Annotated in this window: 20 protein-coding genes; 12 read left to right on the top strand and 8 right to left on the bottom strand. The window is 41.4% G+C overall.

Annotated elements, in window-relative coordinates; all coding sequences use genetic code 11:
* The first annotated feature begins 67 nt into the window (after positions 1–67).
* From ACM0OT_RS16955 to ACM0OT_RS16940, 4 genes are all read left to right on the top strand, one after another.
* Entirely contained in the window at positions 68–355 is a 288-nt protein-coding gene (locus ACM0OT_RS16955) for a glutaredoxin family protein (RefSeq protein WP_414565593.1), read from the top strand.
* 52 nt (positions 356–407) lie between these two features.
* Positions 408–1,898, top strand: coding sequence for a UDP-N-acetylmuramoyl-L-alanyl-D-glutamate--2,6-diaminopimelate ligase (locus ACM0OT_RS16950; protein ID WP_414565592.1), 1,491 nt, complete (start codon positions 408–410; stop codon positions 1,896–1,898).
* Between the two features lie 631 nt (positions 1,899–2,529).
* Entirely contained in the window at positions 2,530–2,694 is a 165-nt protein-coding gene (locus ACM0OT_RS16945) for a hypothetical protein (RefSeq protein WP_414565591.1), read from the top strand.
* A 439-nt stretch (positions 2,695–3,133) separates the two neighbouring features.
* On the top strand, positions 3,134–4,549 hold the full coding sequence (locus tag ACM0OT_RS16940; protein WP_414565590.1) for a DICT sensory domain-containing protein: 1,416 nt from the start codon (positions 3,134–3,136) through the stop codon (positions 4,547–4,549).
* 32 nt (positions 4,550–4,581) lie between these two features.
* Here ACM0OT_RS16940 and ACM0OT_RS16935 read toward each other — a convergent pair whose 3' ends face one another.
* On the bottom strand, positions 4,582–6,099 hold the full coding sequence (locus tag ACM0OT_RS16935) for a sensor histidine kinase (RefSeq protein ID WP_414565589.1): 1,518 nt from the start codon (positions 6,097–6,099) through the stop codon (positions 4,582–4,584).
* An 897-nt stretch (positions 6,100–6,996) separates the two neighbouring features.
* Here ACM0OT_RS16935 and ACM0OT_RS16930 point away from each other — a divergent pair.
* Complete coding sequence (locus ACM0OT_RS16930) at positions 6,997–8,841, top strand: tetratricopeptide repeat protein (protein ID WP_414565588.1); 1,845 nt, start codon at positions 6,997–6,999, stop codon at positions 8,839–8,841.
* A 232-nt stretch (positions 8,842–9,073) separates the two neighbouring features.
* Here the strand turns inward: ACM0OT_RS16930 and rpiA are convergent, their stop codons facing one another.
* Positions 9,074–9,784 carry a ribose-5-phosphate isomerase RpiA gene (gene rpiA / locus ACM0OT_RS16925; protein WP_414565587.1) on the bottom strand — a complete coding sequence of 237 codons (711 nt, stop codon included), beginning with the start codon at positions 9,782–9,784 and terminating at the stop codon, positions 9,074–9,076.
* A gap of 287 nt (positions 9,785–10,071) precedes the next feature.
* On the opposite strand from rpiA, the gene ACM0OT_RS16920 reads away from it, so the two are divergent.
* Complete coding sequence (locus ACM0OT_RS16920) at positions 10,072–11,055, top strand: SGNH/GDSL hydrolase family protein (protein WP_414565586.1); 984 nt, start codon at positions 10,072–10,074, stop codon at positions 11,053–11,055.
* Between the two features lie 32 nt (positions 11,056–11,087).
* On the opposite strand, the gene ACM0OT_RS16915 is transcribed toward ACM0OT_RS16920, so the two are convergent.
* Both ACM0OT_RS16915 and ACM0OT_RS16910 read right to left on the bottom strand, forming a co-directional pair.
* Positions 11,088–12,110: a tetratricopeptide repeat protein gene (locus ACM0OT_RS16915; RefSeq protein WP_414565585.1), complete on the bottom strand. Its 1,023-nt coding sequence runs from the start codon at positions 12,108–12,110 to the stop codon at positions 11,088–11,090.
* A gap of 242 nt (positions 12,111–12,352) precedes the next feature.
* Entirely contained in the window at positions 12,353–12,970 is a 618-nt protein-coding gene (locus ACM0OT_RS16910; RefSeq protein ID WP_414565584.1) for a hypothetical protein, read from the bottom strand.
* A 233-nt stretch (positions 12,971–13,203) separates the two neighbouring features.
* Between ACM0OT_RS16910 and ACM0OT_RS16905 the strand changes: the two genes are divergently transcribed.
* The 4 genes from ACM0OT_RS16905 to ACM0OT_RS16890 all read left to right on the top strand — a co-directional run bounded on the left by ACM0OT_RS16905 (position 13,204) and on the right by ACM0OT_RS16890 (position 17,042).
* Positions 13,204–13,761, top strand: a complete 558-nt coding sequence (locus tag ACM0OT_RS16905) for a pentapeptide repeat-containing protein (RefSeq protein ID WP_414565583.1) — start codon at positions 13,204–13,206, stop codon at positions 13,759–13,761.
* A 111-nt stretch (positions 13,762–13,872) separates the two neighbouring features.
* Positions 13,873–14,250 (top strand): hypothetical protein, encoded by a 378-nt coding sequence (locus ACM0OT_RS16900; RefSeq protein WP_414565582.1) that lies wholly within the window; start codon positions 13,873–13,875, stop codon positions 14,248–14,250.
* 363 nt (positions 14,251–14,613) lie between these two features.
* On the top strand, positions 14,614–16,395 hold the full coding sequence (locus ACM0OT_RS16895; RefSeq protein ID WP_414565581.1) for a WD40 repeat domain-containing protein: 1,782 nt from the start codon (positions 14,614–14,616) through the stop codon (positions 16,393–16,395).
* Between the two features lie 86 nt (positions 16,396–16,481).
* Entirely contained in the window at positions 16,482–17,042 is a 561-nt protein-coding gene (locus tag ACM0OT_RS16890) for a Uma2 family endonuclease (RefSeq protein WP_414565580.1), read from the top strand.
* A 117-nt stretch (positions 17,043–17,159) separates the two neighbouring features.
* Here ACM0OT_RS16890 and ACM0OT_RS16885 read toward each other — a convergent pair whose 3' ends face one another.
* The 3 genes from ACM0OT_RS16885 to ftsH all read right to left on the bottom strand — a co-directional run bounded on the left by ACM0OT_RS16885 (position 17,160) and on the right by ftsH (position 19,803).
* The gene (locus ACM0OT_RS16885) at positions 17,160–17,435 is read right to left on the bottom strand and encodes a type II toxin-antitoxin system RelE family toxin (RefSeq protein WP_414565579.1); all 276 of its coding nucleotides are present in this window, start codon (positions 17,433–17,435) and stop codon (positions 17,160–17,162) included.
* The gene (locus tag ACM0OT_RS16880) at positions 17,428–17,679 is read right to left on the bottom strand and encodes a type II toxin-antitoxin system Phd/YefM family antitoxin (protein WP_414565578.1); all 252 of its coding nucleotides are present in this window, start codon (positions 17,677–17,679) and stop codon (positions 17,428–17,430) included. Before ACM0OT_RS16880 ends, ACM0OT_RS16885 begins: the two co-directional genes overlap by 8 nt.
* A 186-nt stretch (positions 17,680–17,865) precedes the next feature.
* Complete coding sequence (ftsH, locus tag ACM0OT_RS16875; protein WP_414565577.1) at positions 17,866–19,803, bottom strand: ATP-dependent zinc metalloprotease FtsH; 1,938 nt, start codon at positions 19,801–19,803, stop codon at positions 17,866–17,868.
* Positions 19,804–20,036: 233 nt separating this feature from the next.
* Here ftsH and ACM0OT_RS16870 point away from each other — a divergent pair, with 233 nt between their 5' ends.
* Both ACM0OT_RS16870 and ACM0OT_RS16865 read left to right on the top strand, forming a co-directional pair.
* Positions 20,037–20,231 (top strand): hypothetical protein, encoded by a 195-nt coding sequence (locus ACM0OT_RS16870; RefSeq protein WP_414565576.1) that lies wholly within the window; start codon positions 20,037–20,039, stop codon positions 20,229–20,231.
* Positions 20,232–20,287: 56 nt separating this feature from the next.
* Positions 20,288–21,436: an AI-2E family transporter gene (locus ACM0OT_RS16865; RefSeq protein WP_414565575.1), complete on the top strand. Its 1,149-nt coding sequence runs from the start codon at positions 20,288–20,290 to the stop codon at positions 21,434–21,436.
* Positions 21,437–21,531: 95 nt separating this feature from the next.
* Here ACM0OT_RS16865 and ACM0OT_RS16860 read toward each other — a convergent pair whose 3' ends face one another.
* Complete coding sequence (locus ACM0OT_RS16860) at positions 21,532–21,981, bottom strand: S-layer homology domain-containing protein (RefSeq protein WP_414565574.1); 450 nt, start codon at positions 21,979–21,981, stop codon at positions 21,532–21,534.
* Between the last annotated feature and the right edge of the window lie 61 nt (positions 21,982–22,042).

Genomic DNA, 22,042 nt, shown 5'->3' with positions numbered 1-22,042 from the left:
GTGTAGCGTACAGTGGGTTTGTCTCTATTGTGATCGAGAATAACTAAGCTATCAATTGATTGAGAAGATGCAATTAATTTTATACAGCAAGCCGGGATGTCATTTGTGTGAGGGTTTGCAGGAGAAGTTACAACAAATTTCCCATCTCAGTTTTGAGTTGGAAGTTCGGGATATTACGACTCGTGAAGATTGGTTTTTGGCGTATCAGTATGAAGTGCCGGTGCTTTATTTAGCAAACCACAAAGGCCCAGAGGACACAGAGAATGAGGTGATTGAGGAGCGTTTACCGCGTCCTTCTCCTCGTGCTAGTGTGCAGCAGTTGGCGCAAATGTTGGCTAAGTATTTAACCAATTAGGAAAAAATAATGCAGAATAAGCGCAAGAGAATTGTGTGATGAGGTTCACTACATGAAATTGCGGGAATTATTAGCTGCGTTAGATAATGTTGACTGTTCGGGTGTGCCTGATGTGGAAATTCAGGGTCTGAAGACCAATTCCCATGCTTGTAGTCTGGGTGATTTGTTTATTGGGATGCCTGGTACGCGGGTAGATGGTGGTGATTTTTGGCCCAGTGCGATCGCATCGGGGGCTGTGGCGTCAGTTGTCTCTGTGGAAGCGCTACAAAAAAATCCACCTACAGATGAGGCTGTGGTCATGAGTGCAGCGGATATGACTAAAGCCTGCGCCCAGTTAGCAGGGGCTTTTTACGGCTATCCTGGTCAAAAACTGAAGTTGGTTGGTGTGACCGGTACTAATGGCAAAACTACTACTACTCACTTAATTGAGTTTCTGCTGAGTCAGGTAAATTTGCCGACGGCTTTGATGGGAACTCTCTACACACGTTGGCCTGGTTTTGAGGAAACGGCTATTCACACTACTCCCTTTGCGGTGGAACTCCAACAGCAGTTAGCCGCAGCTGTGGATGCTGGTTGTGAGTTCGGAGTGATGGAAGTTAGTTCTCATGCTTTGGCACAAGGTCGGGTGTTGGGGTGTACTTTTGAGGTGGGGGTTTTCAGTAATCTCACTCAAGACCACTTGGATTATCACAGCGATATGGAGGATTATTTTGCAGCCAAGGCGCTGTTGTTTAGTCCTGATTATCTCAAGGGTCGGGCGATAATTAATGCTGATGATGCTTATGGTCAGCGCTTGATTGCATCCTTAAGTCCAGAACGCGTTTGGAGTTACAGTGTCAATGATCGCAACACTGATTTATGGATGAGTAATTTAAGTTATGAACCCAATGGTGTCAGCGGTAGGTTGCATACACCAAAGGGTGAAGTGGCTTTTCGTTCACCTCTGGTGGGACAATACAATTTAGAAAATCTCTTGGCGGCTGTGGGTGCAGTTTTACACTTGGGGCTAGATTTACAGTTGGTGGCTACAGCCATATCTGAGTTTCCTGGGGTTCCCGGACGCATGGAACGAGTACAAATTAGCCCCGACCAAGATATCAGTGTGATTGTCGATTATGCCCACACACCAGATAGTTTGGAAAATTTACTCAAAGCTGCACGGCCGTTTATTCCTGGGAAGATGATTTGTGTGTTTGGCTGTGGAGGCGATCGCGATCGCACTAAGCGCCCAAAAATGGGTAAAATCGCTGCTGATTTAGCTGACGTGGCTGTGGTGACTTCGGATAATCCCCGCACTGAAGACCCAGAACGAATTTTGCAAGATGTTTTGTCAGGAATACCTGATAATATCCAACCCACGGTTATTTGCGATCGCGCCACAGCTATTCGGACTGCCATCTTACAAGCAAAACCAGGTGATGGGGTTTTATTAGCTGGAAAGGGTCACGAAGATTACCAAATTCTCGGCACTGAAAAAATTCATTTTGACGACCGAGAACACGCAAGAGATGCTTTACAAGAAAAACTGAATATCCCCAATTAAAACCTGGTTTATTTTGCTAGTGGAGATGCAACACTTGTATTTCTACTAGCTGAATTAATCATCATTGAACCCAAAAAACCAGCTAACTTTTCATGTCATGTAGAAAAGTCAACGGAAAATCTCAAGGACTTCAAAGTCTCTAACGCCACTTGCTACAACGCGGCAGCACTTCCTTTAAGTCGGCAAAGCCGCCCAACGGAGTGCCTTGGGAACCCACGCAACTCAGTGGCTCCTCCTCGCAGGAGAGAGATTTAGAGAGAGGTTTTCCAGATACCACGAAAAGTTAGAAAAAACTAGGGATTATTGGTGTTGGGTTTTGTTCCTCAAATGCTACTTGCTACAAGTTTGGGAAACCTCTCCATGTATTGGCTCACCAACCTATACCTAGCTTCATCAAAATCTATAAATAGCAATGGTTCTAATTTTTATTTAATAAGAGTAATAGCAAAATGTTAACCAATACATGTATATTTTTATAACTCAGTGTGCTGTAATTTAGATGATATAGCAGTCTCTATGCATCTGTTTATATTTAAATTATCAGTACTTTTACTATAGCTAAATATCGATAAGTTGAAATAGTATATAGTCAGTTTTCTTGTACTTCACTACTCTACAAAATTATAGAGTCATGAAACTGTTAGATTTAACTTTTTCCCAATATTCCTGGTATCGTCGCCTCCGCGGGAAGACATGGTGGCAAGTGGAAATTCCTTTGTTTGATGGTAATACTACTGTCTGGGTCAATCACACACCAGAATGTAATTGTTATATTATCAAAACAGAAAAATACTGAAAGTAAATTATTTTTAAATGACATCGGATTAATGAAGTCGAAATTTATCTCACAGTATTTTGTTAAGTCTCATAAATAAAGAAAAACCCCATATAAGAATCAACATTATACGTTGAAAATACTCCCTTTAATCTACCTTTTGAGATAGATTTTTTTGTGATTTTGTCATAAAAATAACAATTGTATATTTCAAGAATCTCTGAAAATATATTAAAATATACCTTGGGATCTTATCTGTCGTTGCTAGACATGAGTCTTCGAGACAAAAAACCCAACCGCATGGTGATTATAGACATCAGATGAGGGGGTTAAAAACCAAGATTCGTACTTTCAAATACATAATTTATATTTTTTTTGGAATCTTTTTGTGCAAAAGGTACGGATAAGGGCGAGAATCGATGACATAACTATTTTTTCTTGTTTTTGTTGTGCTTGACTCATGAATGATTCTCAGCGTAAGAATCTGTCTGTTTATCGGCTGGCTTTGGGGGTGCATAAACCACCTCAAGTTTTGTCCCTCAATGTTGCTACTCTCTTATCACTGGTAAGGTCACATATAGACTTACTAGTTGAGCAGCAGATCACCGCTACTTTGTGGGTTAAGTTACCACCGGGCAAAATCTGGCACGCAGAATTATTGCGTTATCAGTCGGCGATGGGTGAATCTGGTGTCATCTATAATTGCCAAACTGGGAAAATAGGCAAATCAGGAGATAAGCAAGCATTTTCTGCCTCATCCCCTGATCATATCTGCATCCAATTACCAATAAATAGGCAATTGCAACGAGAATACTTTCTCATAGTGTTGTCGCCCCAATTTTGTAGTTTAATTCTGGGCCATAGACCACTCAAAAGAAGCCAAACCTCAGGAGCGGGAAAGGTGAATGCCCAGAAAAAACCACCAATACTTGCTATTACTAGCCATGAAGGCAGAATCATTCAGCCAATTGTCGATGGTATCAAACAGGCGATGGCGCCAGAATCAACCATAATTTCGTCTACTAATTTTATTTGCCCCAGTGCATCCGAACCAGCACTGTTGAGTCAGTTGTTGATTCGACAACTGACTCAACAGAATGAAATTAATCACTACATCTCAAATAAACGTATCATCAAATTACAGCAGCAAAATAATCAGCGACAAAACGACGAGCAACGTAAGGACGAATATTTACGTAGTGTGTGTCAAGAACTACGTACGCCTTTAACACATATGAAGACAGCGCTATCGTTGTTAAATTCACCGAATCTGAAGCCCCCACAACGACAACGTTATTTACAGATGCTGAATACTCAGTGCGATCGCCAAAGTACTTTAATTACAGGATTATTGGATTTGGTAGATCTAGAGCATAATTTAGCAAAAACAGCTTTAGAGTTGGTAAACCTTGCAGATATTGTACCTGGGGTAGTAAGTACCTATCAGCCTGTAGCCCAAGAAAAAGGCATTATGCTAGCCTATAACTTACCCAATGAATTACCAGATGTTTGGTGTGTCATCGGTGGACTAAGACAGATAGTAATAAATTTGTTACATAACAGCATTAAGTTTACCCCCAATGGTGGTCAGGTATGGATAAAGGCCCGTGTTCAAGGCGATTATGTGCAATTAGAATTTCGTGACACAGGCATTGGTATTAATGAAAACGAAATATCCAAAATCTTTGATTGCTTTTATCGAGTACGTTCAGGAATCACAGAAGATATGGGTGGCGCTGGCTTGGGCTTAACCATTGTCAAGCGGTTGTTGTGGCGTTGTGGTGGTGCTATTTATGTTAAAAGCAAGGTGGATGAAGGGACTACTTTTATCGTGAATTTGCCCAGAGTCCGTAAAATACCAAGAGCGATCGCTTGAAAATAGAAACTAAAACCTAAAATTGTTTGACTTCAAACGCCTAATTTTTGCTTGCTGCTGACTTCTAAGGGCAAGAAAATAGTTAACACTTCCCCGTAGTGTGGGCGTTGACGGACAATCAGTTTGCCTCCAATAGCTTGAAACAAATGCTTGGTTGCGGCAATATTTAAACTAATCGTACCTGTTTCTGGTTGAAACATGAGTAACTGACCAAGAGCTTTACGAATTGGTGGTGTTACGGATTGATTGGTGTCTTGGCAGTGGAGATGGGGAGATAATTGTAACTTAAGTTGGTCACCAGCAGGAATTACCTGCACTTGTATATGACTTCCTGATGGTAAGCTCCGAGTAAAATTTTCCATCAAACCAGTCAGTACCTGATCTAACATATTGGGATTACTGACAACTGTTGGCAGTTGCTGTGGTAAAACCACATCTAAGGTCAAATTTCGTCGCTGGGCTGCTTGTTGCCAACGGGGAATACTCTGGTGCAACACCTGATCTAATGACATCGGTGTCAGTTGAGTCTTAGGAGATTTCACCGAAGTAGAAGTTTCTAATTCTGCTGCCTTAAACAGTAACTCCATCCGATTAATTTGCTCGGTACATTCGTGATCGATGATTTCTAAGCGATTAGTAACGGTAGTTGGTAAGTCTCGCCGCTTCAGCAGTAGGCGAGTCAAAGTCCGAATAGTTGTCAAGGGTGTGCGAACTTCATGAGCAAAAGCTTGGAGTAGTTCGACATCGGGGACTGGTGATTGGTGACTGGTGACTGAGTAATGGGGATTAGGGAATAAGGATTGATGATTTGCCTCAGTTTGCTGTTTGCCATCTCCAGTGTTTTCTAATGTTTCTCTAGTGGAGTAGGAACGACAAGCCGGATTTTCTGTACTCCAATCCCTAGTCTCTTCTGGTTCGGTCAATTCCTGAAGTAAAAACTGGCTGAATTGAACCACCATGCGGTAGTCTGGGGCGATGGGGTAATATTTTTGGACAATCTTATCCAGTTCCGCAAAAAATTCGGGATTAGTCAGCATTACCCGCGCACCTAGCGATCGCCACGCCTGCTGAACTACTTCTGGCTCAAAGGAAAATGAAAATGCTTTGTGACCATTTTTGTCTTCTTTTAACACCAGTACTAATCTAAATTTTTCTGTAAAAACCAAGCAAAATCGCTCTGTAGTCAGTGGATCAGCCGGTAGTAAAGGCAGCACTGACTCGTGGGGAACCATTTCTTCTGCCGCCGAAGCTATGGCATCTGGCATATGAAATGGCATCAGCGCTAAGGGGTTAAATGGCTTGGCCGTAAAAGTGACAGTTTGCAAGCTTTGAGTCAGTGTTGGCTGGCTAAATAGAGGTGCTGGTGCTGTTAGCACTAATCCTTGGGTTACATCAGGCGAAGCGGCTGCTAAAGTGTTCATTAACAGTTGCTCCGTTGCTGCTAGACTGACACACCACTGCCGCTCTGCTTTGGTTGGTGAGCATTCAGCCCCAGTTGATTGACTTGCGGCTAAAACTTCACTCAGACTTGGCAATATCCATTGATACACAGGTTTTTACCCCTTGGCTGAAAAGCAACTGACAGCGTTTTTAAATTAAATAAGCATCTTAATTACTACGAGGTTATAATTTTTTGTGTCCTGGCGACAGTGGTAGAACCGAACCTAATAGGTGCAATTTCCCCTGTTGTGAGTTTAAATTGAGCGATCGCCCAACATGTTGAGCAATTTATTTAAATTTTTCTGACATCACCCATAAGTATGTCAAAACAAAGTATTCGATTAAGAGCCAGACGTGATACACTGATTGATCATAAATTTACGTTTAGCAAAAAGCATATCGTCAAAATAAAGTCAATAACATGAATCAAAAGATTACCTTGAAGATTCGGGCTAATCTTAAATTTCAAACTGCAATTCATAAAAAAATCAATGCAGTTATTTTCAGTATCTAAAATTACTTATTTATCAAAATATAAGGTTATGCTTCGATAGTTAAGTAATGTCTATCAGTTATGCAATTGAGTCAGATGAAACCTCAAACTATCACTTCGTAATTTTTGCTGCTTTTTTAGATAATTAGTCTAGAAAAGAACCAGTTTAGAACCAGACGCAATCCTCCTTGAGGCTGAATTTAGAGGAAAATTTACATTGTATAAGCTGGATGGATGAATACTTTAATTGATAATTTATTAGTTAAAACATCAAGCTATTGACTGCATATACATACTAGTGTTAATTGATTGGTGAAAATCCAGAGACTGGAAAACCCTGTTTTATTTGAGAAATTAGGGTTATCGCCTTCATGAATGATTGATAATTGCTATATTAATTAACTTTGATATCATTAGTTACATAAAAATATGATTTTATCGTCAGAACTAGTTAAGAAGAAGTGCGCCCGTTCTACAATAAGTGAGGGGAGTGTCAAAACCCAAGACAAATTAGATGAATGCTGACAACTTTTTCAATCAAGGATTCCATAAACATTTGCAAGGTGACTATCAAGGAGCCATAGCAGATTATACCCAGGCGATTAATCTGCATCCTGACTGTGCGGAAGCCTATTACAACCGGGGTGCTATTTTTAGTGGTGAATTTAAAGATTATTACAGAGCGATCGCGGACTTTAATCGGGCAGTACAGAGTAATCCCCAGTTTGCAGAAGCATACTGCAACCGTGCCAATGCTCATTACTGTTTAGAAGATTTTGAGGAAGCCATCGCTGATTATCAACAGGCATTACAAATTAATCCTGGTTTGGCTGCATCCTACCACGGTCTGGGCAATACCTACCTGGCGCTGCAAGACTATGACAAAGCCATCGCCGCTTATCAACAAGCTATAGAAAATAGTACCGATTTAGCTACACATATTCATTTTGATATTGCCAAGGCATTCCACAATCGGGGTGTTGCTCGTTGCAATTGTGGGGATAATCAAGGAGCAATTACAGACTTTCAGCAAGCTTTACAATGGCATCCCCATTTCGCCCCAGCTTACAGTAGTCGGGGTAATATTTATTATATTTTAGGAGAATATCAGCAAGCGATCGCCGATCATGATCGCGCTTTACAGTTAGATCCCAACTTCGCCGAAGCTTACCATAACCGGGGTAATGCCCGCTATGCTTTACAAGACCTCCAGGGTGCCATTGAAGACTATAATCACACAATAAAAATTAATCCTATCTTCTCGGCGGCTTATCACAATCGGGGCCTGGTTTATTCCACCCTCAAAGATTACGAGCAAGCCCTAGCAGACTTTAACCAAGCCCTGCAATTAAATCCTGATGATGTACAAGCATATTATCAGCGGGGTTTGGTACGAGACACCCTAGGAGATTATCAAGGAGCGATCGCAGATTACAATCAGGCATTACAAGAAAACCCGACATTAGATATAGTTTATGGCTTTCGGGCTAACGTTCTGCGGCGATTAGGAGATTATCAAGGAGCAATTGAGGATAGTAATCGGCTATTACAACTTAATCCTTGTCTAGCTGAAGGATACTGCGATCGCGCTACAGCTCGCCGCTGTTTAGGAGATTATCAAAAAGCGATTCAGGATTACGATTTAGCATTACAACTTAATCCTAATTTAGCTGAAGCTTACTACGGCCGCGCCATTACCTACGAAATTCTCCAAGATTTTCTCGCAGCCATAGCCGATAATACCCAAGCAATCCGGCTGTCACCTAACTTTTCTCAAGCTTACTGCAACCGGGGTAACGCCCGCCGTTTTCTCGGAGATCGCAAAGGGGCAATGGCAGACTACAATCAAGCATTACAAATTAATCCTCATCTTATAGAAGCTCATTACAATCGGGGTTCTCTGCGCTATGCTCTCGAAGACTATGAAGGCGCAATTGTTGACTATACTTCAGCCTTACAACTAAATCCCCAATCTGCTACCTTTTATAGCGATCGCGCCAATGCTCATTACGCTCTAGAAGACTATCAAAGAGCAACAGAAGATTATAATCAAGCACTAGCTATTGATCCCAGCCTAGCAGAAGACTGGTATAACCGAGGTCGTAGCCGTTCTATGCTGGGAGATTTAAAAGGTGCAGTGGCTGATTTGAACCAAGCTTTACAACGTCGGCCTTATTTAGCCTCAGCCTACATGTTGCGAGCTGATATCCGCCGAAAACTCAAAGACTATCAAGGCGCAATTGCTGATTTCCAAACATCTGCTGACATCCATCACCGAGAAGGAAATACACAGCATTATCAACAAATCCTCCAAGCGATCGCCCAGCTGCAAGAATACTCATATCTGGTACCAGAATGATTAGGGCTAGGGGCTAGATATAATCTTCCAGTCCCCATTGCCCCTGATCCCCCTAAATCCACGCCACTTGCTACAAGTCGAGAAACCCGCCCAACGCAGTGGCTCCCCTTAAAAAGGGGGACTTTAATTCTTGATCCCCCGTTTTTCAAGGCTAGGGGGGATCAAAACGCTGTTAGACAACTTGATACGACTTGTGTGTACACCGTAGCTTATCCCCTGAGGGGAACCCAACCTACATCTGACGTACCAAAGGCTTACCGTCCTTAACTTCACCAACTAAAACTACATCTGCACAATTGACGAAAATCCCATTTTCCAAAACACCGGGAATATTATTTAGGGTTTTCTCTAGGTTTACGGGATCATCAATTGAGTCAAATCTGACATCTAATACAAAATTGCCTTGATCTGTGATCACTGGCCCGGCTTTTTTCACACCCATACGTAGTTCAGGTTTACCGCCAAGTTGTTTAATGGCATTGGTAACAGGGGTAATGGCCATGGGTATGACTTCCACAGGTACTGCAAATGTAGAACCCAAACGCTCCACTAACTTACCACTGTCTACCACGACGATGAATTGTGCTGCCAAGTAATCAACAACTTTTTCGCGGGTATGTGCTGCACCGCCGCCTTTGATCAAGTTTTTGTGGGGATCAACTTCATCAGCCCCATCAATGGCAATATCTATATGGTCAACAGCGTCTAAGGTTGTCAGAGGAACACCGTATTCCTTCGCCAGCACTTCTGATTGAAAAGAAGTAGGAATACCCACAATATCTTTAAGTTCACCAGACTTGAGGCGATCGCCTAAAAATTGAATTGTATAGGCTGTAGTTGACCCTGTACCTAATCCGACAATTGAGCCTGATTTTACTAACAGGGCGGCGGCTTTGCCAACTTCTTGCTTCATCAACTTTGTCGGGTCTGCTGTTGCGCTCATTTTTCCCAAAGCTCCTGAAATATCGACTAAATGGTCTATTACGGCCGACTATACTACATGATCACAGGCCATTCCTTAACTAATTTCCTTTAACTGATTGCATTAAGGAACATGAATTAAATAACATGCAAGTCTAGTTTTTGACCTCACCCCGCCTTTGACTTGCGTCAAAGTCTCCCCTCTCCTTACCAATGAGAGGGGTTGGGGGTGAGGTTCTGTATTTTATTAAATCCACATTCCTAACATCATTGCTAAACTATTTACGTTTTATTGTGGGGCATTTACAAGTGAAATTAGCACTCATCATAATTTTGATAGCTGTCGGGTTATTTTTGGTAATTGAAGCAGGATTGCGATCGCTATTTGGTTTTGGTAATCCACTGACTTACATTGCTGATGAGCAAATTGGTTATTTATTAGCCCCCAACCAGCGCACCCGCCGTTTTGGTAATCGCATTGTCATTAACGAGTATTCCATGAGAAGTATGGCAATTCAAAAAACACCCGCACCTTCTACACTACGAGTGCTAATTATCGGCGATTCTATTGCTAATGGTGGCTGGTGGACAGACCAAGACAATACAATATCCAGCTTGATGACTCGTTCTTTAAAATCATTGATTATTAGTAAATATAATGAAGCAGAAGTGCTTAATGCTTCAGCAAATTCTTGGGGCCCCAGAAACGAATTAGCCTATTTACAAAAATTTGGCGACTTTAATGCTCAAATAGTAGTGTTATTAATTAATACTGATGATTTATTTGCTACGGCTCCCACCTCTTTACCTGTAGGACGCGATCGCAACTACCCAGATCAAAAACCTCCTCTAGCATTGGTGGAAGTGTGGCAACGGTATATTATCAAACCCCAAGCGATTCCCGAACTGAAAGCAGTGCATCAAGAACCAGGCGATCGCGTAGGAATTAACCTAGAAGCAATTAAGCAAATTCAAGGGTTGACTCAAAAAACCAACAGTCAATTCTTGTTAGTCATGACTCCCTTATTGCGAGAAATTGGAGAACCAGGCCCCCGCGATTACGAAATTAAAGCACGTCAAAGACTGCTGGACTTTACCAAAGCACAGCAAATTACCTATATAGATTTTTTACCATTATTCAACTCAACCCCAAACCCTCAAGCCTTATACCAAGACCATATACATCTCAACTTGCAAGGAAATCAGTTTGTGCGCCAAATCATCGAGCGATCGCTTTTAGAAATCCTGGATGTTCCAACAACACAAAACGACTCCAAAGTCAATCATTTATAGGATTAACTGGGGATTACCCTAATCCCCCAGTCCTAAAGAGTATCCATAAACTGCTTTACTTTATCCAAGAGTGGCTGACATTCGATTCCTTTGGCTAAATCTTGGGCCTTGTTATAGCAAGATAGGGCTGATTTTTTGCGTTTTGTCGTAGCGTAAAGACTACCCATATTCAGCAGCGTGGAAATTTCTCCTAGACAATCATTAATTTCTTGAGAAACGGCGATCGCTTGCTTGTAATACTTGAGAGCCTGGCGGTTATTGGCGAGAATATTGTAGGTAAAACCAAGGTTATTTAACGTTGTCGCCTCACCAAAGCGATCGTTTATTGCCCGACGTGTCAACAAAACTTGATAGTAAAGTAATAGTGCTTTTTTAGGTTCTCCCAAATCACCATAAACAGAGGCAATATTATTCAATGTAGTAGCTTCGCCAACCAAATTTTTAGCAGCTCGTTGAATTGGTAATGCTGCTTGCAAAAATTCTAAGGCTTGATCAAACTGTCCTAAGCTGCTGTAAGCAAAGCCAATACCATTCAGTGTAGTTGCTTCACCCGAAAAGTCTCCTAGCAAGCGACGCATTGACAGAATTTGGAACTGTAATAATAGCGATCGCTTTGGTTCTCCCAATTTGGTGTAAATTAGCGCCATATCATTGAGAGTAGAAGCTTCGCTGGGAATATCCTGTAATTTTCTGAAGATTTCCAATCCTTGGTTAAAAAACTTCAGTGCTTGCGAAAACTGCCCCAAACGGCTGTAGGTAGCACCCAGATTGCTAAGTGCAGTAGCTTCGGCGCGCTTTTCGCCTATTTCCACAGCCACCACAAGTGCTTGGTGAAAACACTCTAATGCTTTTTGAGGTTGGCAAAAACTGAGATAAGCCAAACCGATATCGTTTAGGGTATGACCTTCTCTGGCTCGATCTTGAATTGTTCTGGCTAAATGTAAATTCTCGCTGGCAAAATTGAGATATTCTTGAAACCTACCCTGCTTGTAATAGCGGCTGGCTTCGTCACGACGTTGTTCCCACTCTTGCACTGGATTGAAAGCTTGCGTCATCTGACCTCGGTTGCACTCTGCAATGAATAAGCAGGTTATTTTTGGGAAGTCCCTTATCTAAGAGTTCCCAAATTTGAGTTAACCGTTATTGTCTACCTTTAGAAATAAAATGTAAATAGAGAAATATATCTCTAGACAGAAGACATAAGTAGAAAAACCTAGAGATGTGGTACATCTATCAAGCCACAGTCATGTTTTTGGCTAATTCCACTCCATAGCCCCCCACCATAAAATTTTGCACTTTATTTCTCACGCATCCAAAGTGCTAGTCCTCCACCACGTCCACGAGCGGCGATAAAATCTTCTGTAATTAAGAAGAACGCAAAAAAGGGTAGCTTCGCTATGGGCTGGGTGTAAAAATCCTCTGCGTGAACTTTACCAGAGCGAATTGGCCTGCTATAAACACCCCGACCAAACAAACTGATAAACATATGGTTAAAGTCAAACGCCAATAAATTTTTCTTACCCAAATATTGTGCTGGTCCCGTCAGCTTCAGCAACACTGGGCCCACGTGCACCTGATTAGCAATTTCGCCTTGACTCGCATCTGGTGTGACATTCGCACTAAAAGAAATATGAATAATAGCCAATTTGGGGACATACAACCCCTTACCCAAAACAATACCGCCACGCTCTCTAGCTTTTTTAGTTCCAGTTGCAAAGCAAAGCCGCCATTGGCCCACAAGAGACTCAAAGTTATAATTTAGCCGTTGTTGCTTGGCCGCTTTTTCTGCTTGTAGCAATGCATTTACCACTACTTCAGCCCCAGTACGTGCGCTTCTTTGACCTCGATATGCAGCCACCGTTTGGGATAGCACATGCACAAAATCGGATGTAGCCGTGGAGGTAAAATCAACCATGAGGAAGTTATTTTGAATTGATCACCGTTTTCATTGTGATACGAAAAACACTGTTAAGTATATTTCCATTAAGTACTAGTAAAAAGAAAGGAAAAATATAGCACAATCAAGGTGATAAGTTTTAATCAAAATCCTGTTTGCTAGCAACTCGATAAATTGTCTTTGGTGTGGTTTGAGTAGAGTGCAACTCATAACTCGACTGGCTGGCCTTTAGACATTGCGAGGTGATAATCATGGATGCAAATAAACTCCTAGATCTTTATACGGCAGGAGAACGCAAATTTAATCAAGCAAATCTACATCAAGTCAATCTTTGTGGATCTGACCTCAGAAATGCCAACTTTTCTGAAACAGACCTCAGTGGAGCAGACCTCAGTCAAGCTAACTTAAGTGGATGTAACTTTAGCCGGGCAAATCTGACCGATGCTGATTTAAGTGGAGCTATATTGAATGGTGCCAATTTAAGTGAAATAAACTTGATTGGTGCTGATTTAACTGGAGTCAACCTAGAGGAAACTAACCTAAGTCGTGCTGATTTGCGGGGTGCAAATTTAATCATGGCTAACTTGCAAGGAGCAAATCTCAGTGAAGCGGAAATGAGTGGGGCAGATTTAAGAAATGCTAATCTCAGGAAGGCCAACTTAATTGGTTGCAATATTAATGAAGCAGAACTCAGTGGCGCAGACTTTAAAGGAGCGATCGTTACAGAACAAGAAATGAATGGAGGAATATTGCATATAGGTTTATCCCATAAATGGGTAACTTGGGCTGGTAGCTACTCCTATTCTTAAATCATGAAGTGATTTGGATTCAACACAGAGTAATTATACTTAACCCAATTGCCGGAAGATTTTTGTGAGAAATTATACCAATCTAGCAAGTAAATCTTCTCAGAGAGACTTATGGCGAAGAAACAGCAAAACAACATAGAATCATCTGAAGATGTCAGAGTAATGGCTACTCAAAAAATATGGGGATATACCGTTGGTATTTTGGCGCTGTGTATCCCCCTTTCATCTGTGACTAGAAGCGGCCCGGTTCTTCCTTTAGCTGCCCTTGGGGGTGCAGCAGTTAGTACTGTAGCTATCTGGCGTTCTGATGATAAAAAATCAAAATCTCACTATTTACCACCACAGCAGCTAGAAATGTTGCAACAAAGAGTAGCCGATTTGGAAACAATAGTTAGTAGCGACGAATTTGACCTACAAATGAAAATTAAACAGTTAGAAACACGTAACATCAATAAGCCTAGCAATAATGACAAAAAAACTAAAAATTAGCCATTATTCAACATTTATGGCAATTGCTGTTTATTTGCACCTGTATTTGTTATCCTAGCTGCTCCGCTAATATCTTAGTTTTTCTCAAACCTGACTTTTTTTTGCAGATAGAAGTGTTTCCCTAGAAACAGTATCTTGTGCTTGAGGTTAGTTAGAATTGACGGACATCATCGAATTGACCATACATCAGTCAATTAATAGTTTGATTGCTGCCTAGATATATGCCGACACGAACATATAACTATAAATGTGTTCTATTAGACTGAGAGGTTAACGTAATTTTTAATTAACTAGAGGTTGTAAACTTGAGTAATTGTGTTGGTATAGCTTACCTTAGGTATGCAATAATGTCGTGCCACTGGAATGCAGATGGATTGGATTAGCTTACTAAAAGCTCAACAAGCTGATTTCCTGCAACGTGTAAAAAAACCAAAAACTTACGATTTATCTTTGCTGGAAAGTCAAGTTAAAGGATGCCACAGCGAAATTATGGCATTTTCCGGTGATCCGTTGGTGAAAATCTTGGAGTTTTCGCGTCAACAAGCCGAAATTATCGCCAGAAATCCGCCCCCCATACCACCTGAATACCCTGAACCTCCTGACTGGGTAATTCCTTTTCCTAAATTTTTTCAGCAGCAAGCAGAAGATTATCTTTTGCGAGAACAAATTGTGGGACAGGTAATGGCTGAACGTCTAGGCAAGTTGGTGAAAAAATTGCCCCAGGATGTTCTGCGAAACATGGTATTAGATGATGAAGGAAATTTGCGCGGGGAAAGTAAATTTACTTATGTGCTGGCAGATAACCCTAAGTTGAGTATTCAAGTTTACGCGGCTGATGGAGAAAGTTTTAATGGTATTAAGAAAAATAAAATTAGGTGGACAGTTACTCAAGAGGATTTAAGAAATCACCAAGTATTAATTTTTCTGTGTTTATTTTATCCATCTAGTAGTAAATTAGGTTACGAAAAACACGCTGTTATTACAGGATTTTTACCTAGTAATCAAGTTGAATTTACAGAATATAAACTAAATATTACTCCGAGTAACTTATTGTATGCGGGAGGATTGAGTTGGTATTTAGAATCATTAATTACCCAAAAGAATGCGGCAAAAGAGACACAGTTATTCGGTGATGAAAAAATTATTGCCGAAACAATTGATACTTTACCGCCAGAACATCCCCGCAAAGAAATAATTGGTGATTGGGAATGTTGGCAAACTCTGAAAGGTCATACTAGAGGAATCAATTGCCTAGCCTTTAGTTCCAGATGTAACAATGGTCAAAATTTGCCCATCTTAGCTAGTGGTAGTCGTGGCGAGACAAAGCTATGGGATTTAACTAAGGGCGAGTTAATCGAGACATTATCAGAATACCCTTGGGTGATGTCTGGGCTAGTAGATGAAGTAAATTCTCTCGCCTTTAATGCCGATGGACAAACTTTAGTTAGTGGCGGTGCAGATTCTACAATTAAGATTTGGCATGTAGGGGCGCTAGATTTAATAGATATCCTGCACAAACATAATGGCATGGTGCGGTGCGTGGCTTTTACACCCAATGGACGGATGTTAGTCACTGGTGGGGACGATCGCAAAGTTTTGTTTTGGGATTTGATGCAACGTCAAGTAGCGATCGCCTTATCTCTAGATGATACAGCAGCTCATTCTCTGGTTCTCAGTCGAGACGGGCAAACTCTAGTTACAGGTAGCTATCGCAAAATCAAAGTTTGGCAAACCCCACATCCCACCAGAGGCAAAATTCTCAAAGATACAGAACCACTGTACACCCTCACTGGTCATTCTCACATCGTGCGTTCCTTAGCACTCAGTGCAGATGGTAAACTGCTAGTTAGTGGCAGTTGGGATCAAACAATTAAACTTTGGCACTTGGAAACTGGGAAATTAATTCGCACCCTGAAAGGCCATACAGATCAAGTATGTGCCATCGCTCTGAGTCCTGATGAACAAATTATCGCCAGTGGTAGTGCTGATAAAACTATCAAGTTGTGGTATTTAGAAACAGGTGAATTGTTAGGTACTTTTACTGGTCATGGTAATACAGTTACAGCTTTAGCCTTCACTGATTCCGGGGAAATTTTGGTGAGTGCTAGCTTGGATAAGACTATCAAAATTTGGCAGAGGAGTTAACAGAGTTTTAGGCGATCGCACATAATTAAACTATTGCCTCTAACTTTACCCACTGATTTATCTATTTCCCGGTATACGAATTATCTATGACTGTAGCTAGTAAACCCAAACTCACTTTAGCCGAGTTTCTCAAACTACCAGAAACTAAGCCAGCATCAGAATTTGTTAATGGTGAAGTTATTCAAAAACCTATGCCCCAAGGTGAACATAGTCTACTTCAGACGACTCTCTGCGAAGTGGTCAACGGCGTAGCGAAAAATCAGAAAATTGCTATGGCGTTTGCTGAATTACGCTGTACTTTTGGCGGTGCTTCCATTGTCCCCGATGTCACCGTCTTCCGGTGGGAGAGAATACCTAAAAGTTCCTCTGGAAGAATTGCGAACCGTATCGAAATTTATCCCGATTGGGCAATTGAAGTTCTTTCCCCAGACCAAAGCCAAACTAAAGTCCTGAGTAAATTATTGCATTGTTCACGCAATGGCACTGAATTAGGCTGGTTACTAGACCCAGAAACAGAAAGTATTTTAGCAGTGTTTTCTGGTCAAAGAGTTGAAGTTTATGAAGGTGTTAATCAGTTGCCAATAATTGAAGGTATCGAGTTGGCATTGACAGTAGAACAGGTTTTTAGCTGGTTAAATTTTGATTAAATTTAAGTCCTGAAAAATTTAGGACTGACGCACTCGCCACGAAAATCAAGGCTTTGAGATTGCTTCTTTACGGTCGCAATGACGGAAATACGTGGTTGGTTACGTAAGTCCTGAAATTTATAAATTCCTATAGACTTCATTATCATTACGCTTACCAACACGGAAAACATCAACTAACTGATTCTCGTCATTGATGGTGTACAAAATTCTGTATTCACCTTGATCAACACGATAACCACCTTGATATCCCTTCAAAGCTTTACAGTCTTGGGGCTGAGGATTACCTTGAAGTGAAAAAATTTTTGATACAACCTGCTTAAACTGTTTGGCTTGCAAGTCTAATAAATCTTTTTCAGCAGTCTTGGCAATCCTCAAAGTATAGCGTTCACTCATTTTGCTGCTTGGCAATAATTTCCTCTAACGTAGTAAAGCCATCATTTGCCTCAACAGCACGATGAAGTTCAGCCGAATCAATTGCATCTTCTATAGCTTCTAGTAACTGCAAATCATTTAAACCAATAATTGCAACAACAGGCTTTCCATGACGCTGAATTAAAATGCGATCGCCTCGATACTCGGCACGATTCATCAGCTCTTGAAAGTTAGCACGTGCCTCAGTTGCACTGATGACATCCATAGGGTCTCACAAAATTAAATAATTTTTACTGCCTCAAATTATAAAATTGTACATTTTTAGCAATTTGTACAAATTATATATTTTGTAATAATATTTTACTCAATAGGACAGAAAATTGCCAGATAAAAAATAAACAAGCGATCGCCTGGCAAATAAGCGATCGCTCATCAATTCAATTTAAAATCATTACACGAGTAGTGATTGCATTAATGGTCTGTCTTCCGATAACTTACCAGTCCGCAACCATTCATTTAGTTCATCTGGTGCTTGCACTTGGTTGAGACGTTCCCGCAATTTGGCACCTTCGAGGATTTCTTTTTCTAACAATGCCTGTGCAGTCTCTTCTAACAACTCACGGTTATGATGCAGAATACTTAAAGCCATGTGGTGAGCATTGTCTACTGTCTGCTTAACTTCCCAGTCAATTTCCTCAGCCACTTTGGGACTAATAGCACGACGGGGATTACCATAACCTTCTAAAAACTGCTGTTGAATCTTCTCAAAAGCCACAGGCCCTAATTTTTCGCTCATCCCGTAAAGAGTAATGGCGCGTTCAGCCAAGTCGGTGGCTTTTTGGATGTCATCAGCAGCGCCAGTAGAAACCTTGCCAAAAACAACTTCTTCAGCAGAACGTCCACCCAATAAAGTGGCAATCCGTCCGCGAATTTCGTCTTCTATCATCAAGAAGCGGTCTTCTTCTGGCATTTGAATTGTATAACCCAACGCCCCGACACCACGGGGGACAACAGAGATTTTTTCGACTTTACCAGCACCAGGCATTAATGCACCGATGATGGCGTGACCAACTTCATGATAGGCTACCGTCGTTTTCTCAAGTTCATTCAAAACACGAGAGCGTTTTTCTAAACCAGCCACCAAGCGCTCAATGGCCTCATTAAAATCTGCCATGAACACGGCTTGGCTATTTTGTCGGGCTGCTAATAATGCCGCTTCGTTAACTAGGTTAGCTAAATCTGCACCCGCAAAGCCAGGAGTTCTCGCGGCAATAACTGACAAATCAACATCATTAGCCAATTTAACGTTTCTAGCATGGACATTGAGAATGGCTTCACGACCGCTTTTATCAGGGCGGTCAACTACAACTTGACGGTCAAAACGACCAGGACGACGTAAGGCGGGGTCAATTACTTCGGGACGGTTGGTAGCAGCAATGATAATGACTCCTGCATTAGCATCAAAGCCATCCATTTCACTAAGTAACTGGTTGAGGGTTTGTTCACGCTCATCGTTACCGCCCATCAGAGGCCCAGCACCGCCACGAGATTTACCTAGTGCGTCTAATTCATCAATAAAGACAATACAAGGGGCTTGCTGTTTGGCTTGGTCGAACAAGTCGCGCACACGGGATGCACCTACACCCACAAATAGTTCAATAAATTCGGAACCAGAGATGCTGAAAAAAGGCACGCCAGCTTCACCAGCAATTGCTTTGGCCAGCATGGTTTTACCTGTTCCTGGAGGCCCTACCAACAATACTCCCTTGGGAATTTTGGCTCCTAGTCTGGTGTATTTACCAGCATTTCTGAGAAAATCAACGATTTCTTCGAGTTCAGCTTTGGCTTCATCCACACCAGCAACATCACTAAATTCCACACCAGTGACACCTTCTGAGTAGATGCGGGCTTTACTTTTACCTACGGTCAATGCAGCCGGGCCACCAGCCTGACGATTGATTAAAAAGGCCCAAATTCCTAAGAAAATTAAGGGTGGTGCAATCCAACTTAGTAATGTGCCAATCCAACCGTTTTGTGATGGTGGTGGTGCAGTAAACTCTACATTATTTTCCCGGAGAATCTTTGGCAAATCTAAATCCAGGGCTACTGGTGTGGTGGTAAACACCTGTTCTATAGTTTCGCCTTCAGGGGTTTGAGTTTTGATGGTATATTCAATGCGATCGCCACCCACAAGAGCTTGTTCGACTTTACCGTCTTGCACCTGAGCGATAAATTCACTATAGGGAACTTGTGATTGACCCATCCCCAAGAAGCTGGGAACAATAAAGTTAAGCAGTAATAAAAAAGTTAACAGAATTAGTAAACTACCGCCAAACTGGCTGGTTTTCGGCTGTTTATTGGGTTTGTTGTTATTGGTTTCTACAGGCATTTAGATGTACCCTCCAAATTCGACATTAGGGGCTAGAGGCTAGGGGCTAGATGAGGATGGGTGTTGGTGTGATGGGGAAACGACAAAAATATTTAATACTGGTACTCTATGGCGATTAGGGTAATTATGAGTGATGAGTAAAGTATTGTATCGGTTAGGTCTATTCTAGAAAATAGAGACAGTAGCCCAATATTGGGTATACCCTACAGAAATATGTGTATTGCCGTACTACGATGGAAAATAATTTTGGAGTTGTGGGGAAATTGCTGTTACTTTCGGCTTTGCTGTCATTCTTGATTAAGTATGCAGCACCAAGTTTATCGATTCCAGCCACAGATGCTAATGCACTAATTATAGTTTTGTTACCCACACTGATCATAGCGATCGCTTTATTTTGGCGATTTCAGTCAGCATCAAAACAAAATTAGCGGAAGTTGCTACAATCAGCTAACCTCATTTGCATTATACAGCGGGGAGTCAGCCGGTGAACCTTGGTCAATGGATCGGCTTAATTGCTATAGTTCTCTGTTTATATATATTGTGGCAAATTCGGCAAGTACTTTTGTTGATGTTTGCCGCAGTGGTTTTGGCTACGACGTTAAATCGGCTAGCGAAACGCTTTCAAAGTTCAGGGCTAAAACGTGGATTTGCTGTTTTCTTATCGGTGACTATTTTCTTTGCCGGAGTCGTGTGTTTTTTCTGGCTGATTGTGCCGCCTTTTGCACAACAGTTTCAAGAACTAACTTATCGGGTTCCTCAAGGTTTTGCTCGTTTTAATAGTTGGCTACAACAACTAGAAACTCTCGTTCCTCAGCAATTGGCTCCTTACATCCCTAATCTCAATGATCTGATTGCACAGGCGCAACCTTTTGTGAATAAAATATTGGGTAGTTCTTTTGCCTTTGTTTCTGGCTCTTTAGAAGTCTTACTCAAAATTTTACTAGTCCTGGTATTAACAGGAATGTTCTTAGCCGATCCTCAGGCTTATCGCCGATTATTTATCCGGCTGTTTCCCTCTTTTTACCGCCCACGGATCGATGGAATCTTGGATAAATGCGAACTTTCATTGGAGGGATGGATCACAGGTACTTTTATTACTACGATTGTCGTGGGGCTGTTGAGTGTAATTGGCTTATCAGTTTTGGGAGTGAAGGCAGCTTTAGCTTTAGGAGTTTTGGCAGGATTTCTCAACTTAATTCCTAATTTGGGGCCAACATTAAGTGTCATACCAGCAATAGCGATCGCTTTGTTAGATAGCCCCTGGAAAGCTTTAATTGTGTTGCTACTTTACCTTGTAATTCAACAGATTGATGCTAATTTTGTCACCCCCACTGTCATGGCGCATCAAGTTTCGTTACTACCAGCAGTAACATTAATTTCCCAACTCTTTTTTGTCACATTCTTTGGCTTTTTAGGTTTATTTCTCGCCCTACCTTTAACTGTTGTGGCTAAAATTTGGCTGCAAGAAGTATTGATTAAAGATGTGCTAGATGAATGGGGTAATAGCCATCGCCAAGAAACTGAGTTGGTGATTATTTCTCAATCACCGATGTCAGATATTGATTGGTCAGTAGATAACAAAACTAGCGAGCCAGAGCATCCAATTGATGAACCTTTGCCACAAGAAGAGTAGTCATCTGCGGGGTCAATAGAGATACCCCTCTATACCCCAAACCTTTTGACTTCCAAAGCAGCGGTAGTAGTTACTTGGGTTTCGCAATATAACCCCTAGGCGGGAATTGTTTGCCAATCATCAAAATATTGCTTCAGGACTTGCTCTGTATTCTTTTGTTCCGGAAAATTAAATATGTTTCTGATAACTGCGATCGCCTGAACACGAGATATATTTTGATTGGGCTGAAAGGTTCCGTTAGGATAACCCACAACAAAATTTCTGTATGCAGCTATTTGAATGGCGTTATATGCCCAATGACTTTTCGGCACATCAGAAAAGTACACATCTTGATTCAGCGGGGGTACATTAACATTTGTCTGTTCATCTGTAGTTTTGGCAAATGCTTTTTGCAAAATTACCGCAAACTCAGCGCGGGTAATTGTTCCTTCTGGGCGAAAAGTTTGGTCGGGATAACCCTTAACTATTTGCCGAGATACTAACTGAGTTATACATTGTTGCGCCCAATGGTTCTTAATATCAACAGGATTTATCGACTCAAACATGATTTAAACAGGAATGTGTCCCCAAAGAAAATGTTGATATCATGTTACCAATACCTTGTGT

Origin of the sequence: Anabaena sp. CCY 9613, assembly GCF_963920895.1 — a bacterium.
In the GTDB taxonomy this organism is placed as follows: domain Bacteria; phylum Cyanobacteriota; class Cyanobacteriia; order Cyanobacteriales; family Nostocaceae; genus Cyanocohniella.
The sequence above is the reverse complement of the archived record's forward strand: the minus strand, read 5'-3'. Positions and strand labels throughout refer to the sequence as shown.